Raw genomic sequence first — 6285 nt, 5'->3', positions numbered from 1 at the left:
GACTCCTTTTTTAGTCTACTTTGAGTCTAACCTTGTTAGGCTTTTTTTGTTAAATGTTACGAACTAGCAAATCGCGTTTACCTTAACTTCTTGTTATAAGCAGGCGTGGGCCAACTTCTTCAGTCCAGCTACCGATCCAACCTTCCAAACTGTCGATCGGGTTCTCAGTACTGCTGGCCTAATCAAACTTGGTGAAGCCGTTCAAGCTGGCACCTGGGATCACGAAGCTCAAGGCCTGCCTGAAAAGAAAATTACCCGTTTAAAAAAGCTCAGTGAAAAGATTAATCAAAGCCAAAGAAAGGATGATCAAACCGTGAAACGGTACTTTGAACTTTTTGCGATTGTTGCAATTATGACCTTAATTACCATGGGCATCCAGGTTGGTTTAAGCCACTTAGTTCCTATTACTGGTTTTTGGTAGACCTACTTTTCCTTTGTGATCATCTTCTTTGCCTTATTGGCCACGATTTTACATTTGTTAACGGTTCGTCTCCACGCCCGGAAATAATTTCCCGGAAAATCATCATTAAATACCCCAAAAGGGACCAAGCATGCGCCTGCTTGGTCCCTTTTTTCGGTAAGAATTGATTTTAGTATTTGCAAATTTGATTTAGTACATGCTGTTATAAGGCTTTAAAGTGGGTTAAACGGGCTACGAAGTCCTCTTTAACCACCGGATTGTAATAACCGAGGTGCATAAGTTCATCGCCACCAAAGATCTCTTTCGTCGCAACGTTTTGGTATTTCCGGTTTGGATCTAAGCCGACTAGCTTAGTCTTAGTAAAGAACGGTTGCGCTTCGGCTAATAACTGACAGTCCATCACGAGGGCTTCACTTTGATCCTTAGCGACAAACATCCACGCCACTTCATTTCCAGCTCCCGGATCCTTCAAACGGAAGAAATCACCATTTACTACGAGGTCGCGAACTTCTTGATATTTACCAATTTGCTCTTTGACCGCCTGTTTTTCTTCCGTCGTTAACTTGGTTAAATCAAGTTCATAGCCAAAGACGGCACTCATGGCCACGGCCCCCCGGGTTGCAAAGGAAGTCGTCCGGCCAGTCTGACCATTTGGCACTGCCGAAACGTGAGCGGTCATTAAGGACGGTGGGTAAACCAGGCTAGTCCCTGCTTGGATCCCCAACCGGGCTACCGCATCGGTGTTATCACTTGTCCAACTTTGTGGCATGTAATAAGCCAGGCCAGCGTCAAAGCGACCACCCCCACCAGAGCAACCTTCAAAGAGCACATCTGGAAAGGCACTGGTCAAGCGGTCCATTAACTGGTAAACCCCTAACATGTAACGGTGATAAACTTCTCCTTGCCGTTCTGGTGGTAAGCCCACTGAGTAAATATCGGAAAGGTGCCGGTTCATGTCCCACTTCACGTAGTCAACATCATTGGCAGTTAAGATCGCCTTAACTTGCTCAAAGATATTATCAACAACTTCTTGACGACTCAAGTCTAGAATGTATTGGTCCCGAGCTGGGGACGGTTCCCGGCCTGGTACTTGCATCAGATAATCAGGGTGATTCCGGTACAAGTCAGAATCATAGGAAATCATTTCAGGTTCAAACCAAAGCCCAAACTTTAGACCTTTCCCATGAACGTAGTCGGCAAAGTGTTTTAAACCATGCGGAAACTTCTTGGCGAAGACTTGCCAGTCACCAAGGGAAGAATCATCGTTACTCCGGTGACCAAACCAACCATCATCCAGGACAAACATTTCAATCCCGAGATTCTGAGCTTCATCAACAATGGTCTGGAGCTTCGCCTCATCAAAATCAAAGTAGGTTGCTTCCCAGTTGTTCACTACAATTGGGCGTTGGGCGTGCTTGAATTTAGACCGGACAACCCGTTCTTGGATTAAGTGGTGGAAGCCCTGGCTCATCCCGTTTAGGCCGTGGCTAGAGTATGTCAGCAGCACTTCTGGAGCTTGAAAACTAGCGCCGGGTTGAAGTTCCCAATTAAAGTTAAAGTCATTAATTCCAGCAGTTAAGCGCGTTTGGCCAAATTGGTCTTTTTCAACTTCAAAGGCGTGGTTACCAGAGTAAACAAGGGCAAAGCCATAGGCCTCCCCACTAAACTCCGTCGTCGCCGGATCAACTAAGGCCACAAACGGATTCATTTGGTGACTAGAAGAGCCCCGAATACTACTGTATTGGTGGATTCCCGGCGTTACCCGGGTCCGGGTAATTTGGCGTTCCCGTACGTGGGCTCCCGGTAGGGAAATCACATCCAAATCCCGCCCCACAAAGTCTAGTTGCATTGAAGCCACTTTTTCAAGCTTTACCTTTGCTTCCCCGTGATTAACTACTTGGACCGACCGGGTAATGATTGGATAGTCGCGGTAAATCGTGTAGGCAAGCTTAAATTCAACCTGGCTCTTTTCGTCTTGCAAAGTAACTGTTAACGTTTGGGCCTCATCGTCATTTTCAACATACGCGGCTGGTAACCCTGTCAACTTTGGTTTTCCCGGGGTAATTTCGTAACCAACATACTTAAGCATCAAAGCGTTGGCGCCATCAGCCTGGCGAACGACGCTTGCTAGTGTCCGGAAGTTCATTTCCCCGGCACTGCTGTATTCTTCTGGAACGCTGTCCCGGGAAAAGGTCCGGTCCTTTGAGCCAGGAAGGTTACCAGAGAAGCCCCGGTCTAACCGCGGATACCGTAATTGACCATGGTAGGCTTTGACAGCTTGACCAAAGTAAAGGTGACTAAGGGTAGCCCCAGCTTCCACACTGAAAAGATAGGAAATTTGACCGTTGCTTAAGTGAAAGACTTTTTGTTTCTCATCAAAGGTAATTAATGTTTCCATCACATCATCTCCTATTTAACGGTTAGAACTTCATCACCAGCATCAACGACTTCTCCACTAGTTTTAATGAACTTAAATTCCTTAAACTTATCAGAGTTAGTGACCGTTACCATCACCGTATCATCCAACCCCGCTTTTTGAATGGTTGGTTGCCAGAACTCGAGAATTTCATCGCCGCGCTTAACAGCTTGCCCCCGGTTGACGTAAGATACAAAGCCGGTCCCTTTCAGTTTGACGGTTCCTAAGCCCACGTGAATCAAAACAGCCATGCCGTTTTCCGCAACCAAACCAACTGCGTGGCGGGTATCGTCAAAGGTTAACCGAACCGTCCCGTCAAAGGGAGCGAGAACCTTTCCATCACTTGGCTTAATTGCAAAACCTTGTCCAAGTTCGCCCTTGGCATAATGTTCATCATTTACATTGGCTAGGGCCACGAGCTTCCCAGAAACTGGTGCGGTAATGGTAGTTGCTTCCGTTTGACTATCAGCTGCATCGTCTTCATCCTTGAAGTTTTCACCCCAAGTCCGTTCGAGTTCGTCGACGATTTGGGCGTGCTTTTCTTCGGTTAAGGTAATCTTTCGTAAGAAGATAATGATGGCAATGATCATCAAAGCCGCTGGCACTGCCAACATCAAAAGTTTAAAGTTCATCCGTTGGGTAGCCGTAATTGAAGCGGCTGTCGCTCCGGTCGTCATCCCAGCAATGATCGCAATTTGACCAACGACCCCGTTAGAGACAGCACCCCCGAACTTATCAATCAACGGCCGGATGGATAAGGACAAGGATTCATCCCGGTGGCCTAACTTCCATTGCCCATATTCAACTGAGTCAGTGATAATCATTAAGACAATCAAGAAGACCATTTGTTGAGGGAAGGCATAGATAATCCCGGCAGCTAGAGAAAGGGCCACGCTTTGGCCGGCAAAGGCAAAGAGCCCTAAACCAAGGACCATCACTAACAAACAACCTGCAAACATTTGATGACGACTGAATTTCTTGGAAAGAATTGGGAAAAGCGCCGTGGCTGCCATCCCTGCGAAAATGTTAATCGTTGAAAGCACTGAGAAGGCCGTCGCTTTCCCAACGATGTAAGTGAAGAAGTAAATAATCAAGGAGTTGGTGATGTTATTACCAATCCCGTAAGCTAAGTAGGCTAAAGCTACCCAAAGTAATTGGTCATTTTTCGCCACGGCTTTGAAAACGCCAATCACCCCAACGGTATCTTTTTCGTTATGCCGAATATCAGAATCTACTTCGCGGTTAAAAATTCCCACACCCCAAGCCGATAGGAGGGATAAGAAACAGATAATGGCCGCAAAGATCATCCAACCCCGGGTATCACCAGTTGAAGTCTTGGTAGCAGAGAAGAAAATTACGGCTGGCATAACTACCACCCCAACTAAGGAACCCCCGATGGCTGAACCGATCCGGGCAAAGGTCGCCGTTTTTTCCCGTTCTTCGGAGTTCGTCGTCAACGAAGAAAGTAACGACCAAAAACCAACGTCCTTAAAGGAGTAGAAAATATCCATCGTGATGTACATAATCGCAAAGACCACGAGGTAGGCCATCGCATTGGATTGGTACAAATTGCCGAGGGGCGTAAAGAGGGCTGCTAATAGTAGCGTTGAAACCGTCCCACCAGCTACAATCCATGGCCGGGAGTGGCCCCACCGCGTCTTAGTCCGGTCAATCCAGTTACCAATGAAGGGGTCAATGAATAATTCAGCGATCCGTAAGATCATAATAATTGCTGTAACTAACCCGATCATTTTGGCATCTAAGGCCTTATTTCCCGAATCAAATAAGTGAGAAGTAATAAAGACAATTAGATAACCAGATAACAAAGAGTAAAATGAGTCATTCCCATAAGCCCCAAAACTATAGGCTAATTGTTCTTTTACGGTCATGACACCTTTCTTTTTTGCCATTGTTAATTCCGCCTTTCATATCTTCGTAAGTTATGTATTCGCTTACAAAAACAATATATCGAGTTTATCCGGAAATAAGAATGGCAATAGCCCGTGAATTGATGCCAATTTGTTCACTAGACAAATTAACATCTATTTTCTATAATCAGCTTAACAACAGGAATAAATTTTTATTGAATTTACATAATGACATCAAAAGGTGGCAAAAAGATGAATGGTGAGTACCGCACGCTGGCAACTGATAGTATTGAAGCAGACATTTTATTTTATGGTTTAGAGCGTTGTCGTCCCGGGCACGTTTTTCGTGGTAATAATATCCGCAGTAATTATGTACTCCACTTTATTTTGCAAGGTCAAGGAGAATTTGCGGTTGCCAACCAGCACCTTACGACCCTCCACGCGGGTGATATTTTCTTATTACCGAAGGGTAAACCGGCCTTCTATCAAGCTGACCAAAGTGAACCGTGGACCTATTTCTGGATTGGCTTTAATGGACTAAATATCGATACAATCCTTGAAAAAACGAAGTTGGCGCAGCGTTATTTTCTAAAAGACGTTCAAGGGTCTCGGTTTGCTAACACCCTCACCCAACTTTACCAAGCCCTCCACAACGAATATGGGTTAGCCAATGATTTACACATTAAGGCTCTTACTTTTGAAATGTTCTTTAACCTCCTTAATGAATTTCCCGGTAGTAAATCCCCTAGCCATAATCAAACGGAACTTCAATTCCAAGCGGCCGTCAATTATTTAAAAGCCAACTACCAAGCTGGTTGTACCGTTACCGATTTGGCCCACCACCTTGCCCTTTCACGAAGTTACGTCTACGATCTTTTTAAACGCTATGCCAACTCTTCCCCACAGCAATTTCTAACTCGCCAACGGATGGAAGACGCTAAACAACAACTAATTACTACCGCCCTCCCCATTAAAGAAATCGCCAGCGGGGTTGGATATAGCGATACTTATACCTTTTCAAAAGCCTTTAAAAGGTATGCTGGAGCCAGTCCTAATGCCTATCGTCAGCAGAATCGGCTTTAATTTCCTGGGAAATAAAACGGAGGGATGGATTATGGAATTCAATCAAGGATATCGCCTCAATAACGGTGAACAGATCATCGTACTGAAAGAGTTTCATCACTATCATTCAGATCAAACAGATTTTTTAATCAAGACTGCCAATAATCAAAACTATATTATTTCTCGGGAAGAATTAGCTGAGCTACTTAAAAAGCCTCGTTCAACAGAGGAAAAGCTCGCCCTTTATCTCCGCTACTTTAGCGGTCGTCTTGATGTCTATGCCCAAAAATGGTCAAACGGCAAGGGCTATAGTCCAGCTCTCAAAAATTGGTGGGACTTCTATAATCTTCGAAATAATAAAGCTGCCCAAAACAAATTAACCAAAGAGTATCTTCCTTACACCACCACTACGATTTTCGACCAAATTACTAAGGATGATGGTTAACGTCAATTGCTAGTTTGTAACATTCCAAATTTTGCTAGATTATTCGTCATGACAAGTGCCTCGATCTGTGCTT

4 protein-coding genes are annotated in these 6285 nt (G+C 44.8%); 2 read left to right on the top strand and 2 right to left on the bottom strand.

Annotated elements, in window-relative coordinates; translation table 11 throughout:
* Positions 1–623: 623 nt before the first annotated feature.
* Both QOS06_RS10245 and QOS06_RS10240 read right to left on the bottom strand, forming a co-directional pair.
* A complete protein-coding gene (locus tag QOS06_RS10245; protein WP_056994873.1) occupies positions 624–2819 on the bottom strand; it encodes an alpha-galactosidase in 2196 nt (731 codons plus the stop codon).
* Between the two features lie 11 nt (positions 2820–2830).
* Positions 2831–4747 carry a sugar MFS transporter gene (locus QOS06_RS10240; protein WP_056994872.1) on the bottom strand — a complete coding sequence of 639 codons (1917 nt, stop codon included), beginning with the start codon at positions 4745–4747 and terminating at the stop codon, positions 2831–2833.
* Between the two features lie 210 nt (positions 4748–4957).
* Here QOS06_RS10240 and QOS06_RS10235 point away from each other — a divergent pair, with 210 nt between their 5' ends.
* Both QOS06_RS10235 and QOS06_RS10230 read left to right on the top strand, forming a co-directional pair.
* Entirely contained in the window at positions 4958–5788 is an 831-nt protein-coding gene (locus tag QOS06_RS10235) for an AraC family transcriptional regulator (RefSeq protein ID WP_152701654.1), read from the top strand.
* A gap of 31 nt (positions 5789–5819) precedes the next feature.
* The gene (locus tag QOS06_RS10230; protein ID WP_056994870.1) at positions 5820–6212 is read left to right on the top strand and encodes a TOTE conflict system archaeo-eukaryotic primase domain-containing protein; all 393 of its coding nucleotides are present in this window, start codon (positions 5820–5822) and stop codon (positions 6210–6212) included.
* Positions 6213–6285 lie beyond the last annotated feature (73 nt).

The organism is Limosilactobacillus sp. DJ3M12, from assembly GCF_947381695.1.
In the GTDB taxonomy this organism is placed as follows: domain Bacteria; phylum Bacillota; class Bacilli; order Lactobacillales; family Lactobacillaceae; genus Limosilactobacillus; species Limosilactobacillus kinnaridis.
Note: the sequence above shows the minus strand (reverse complement) of the source record. Positions and strands in the feature narration are given on the sequence as shown.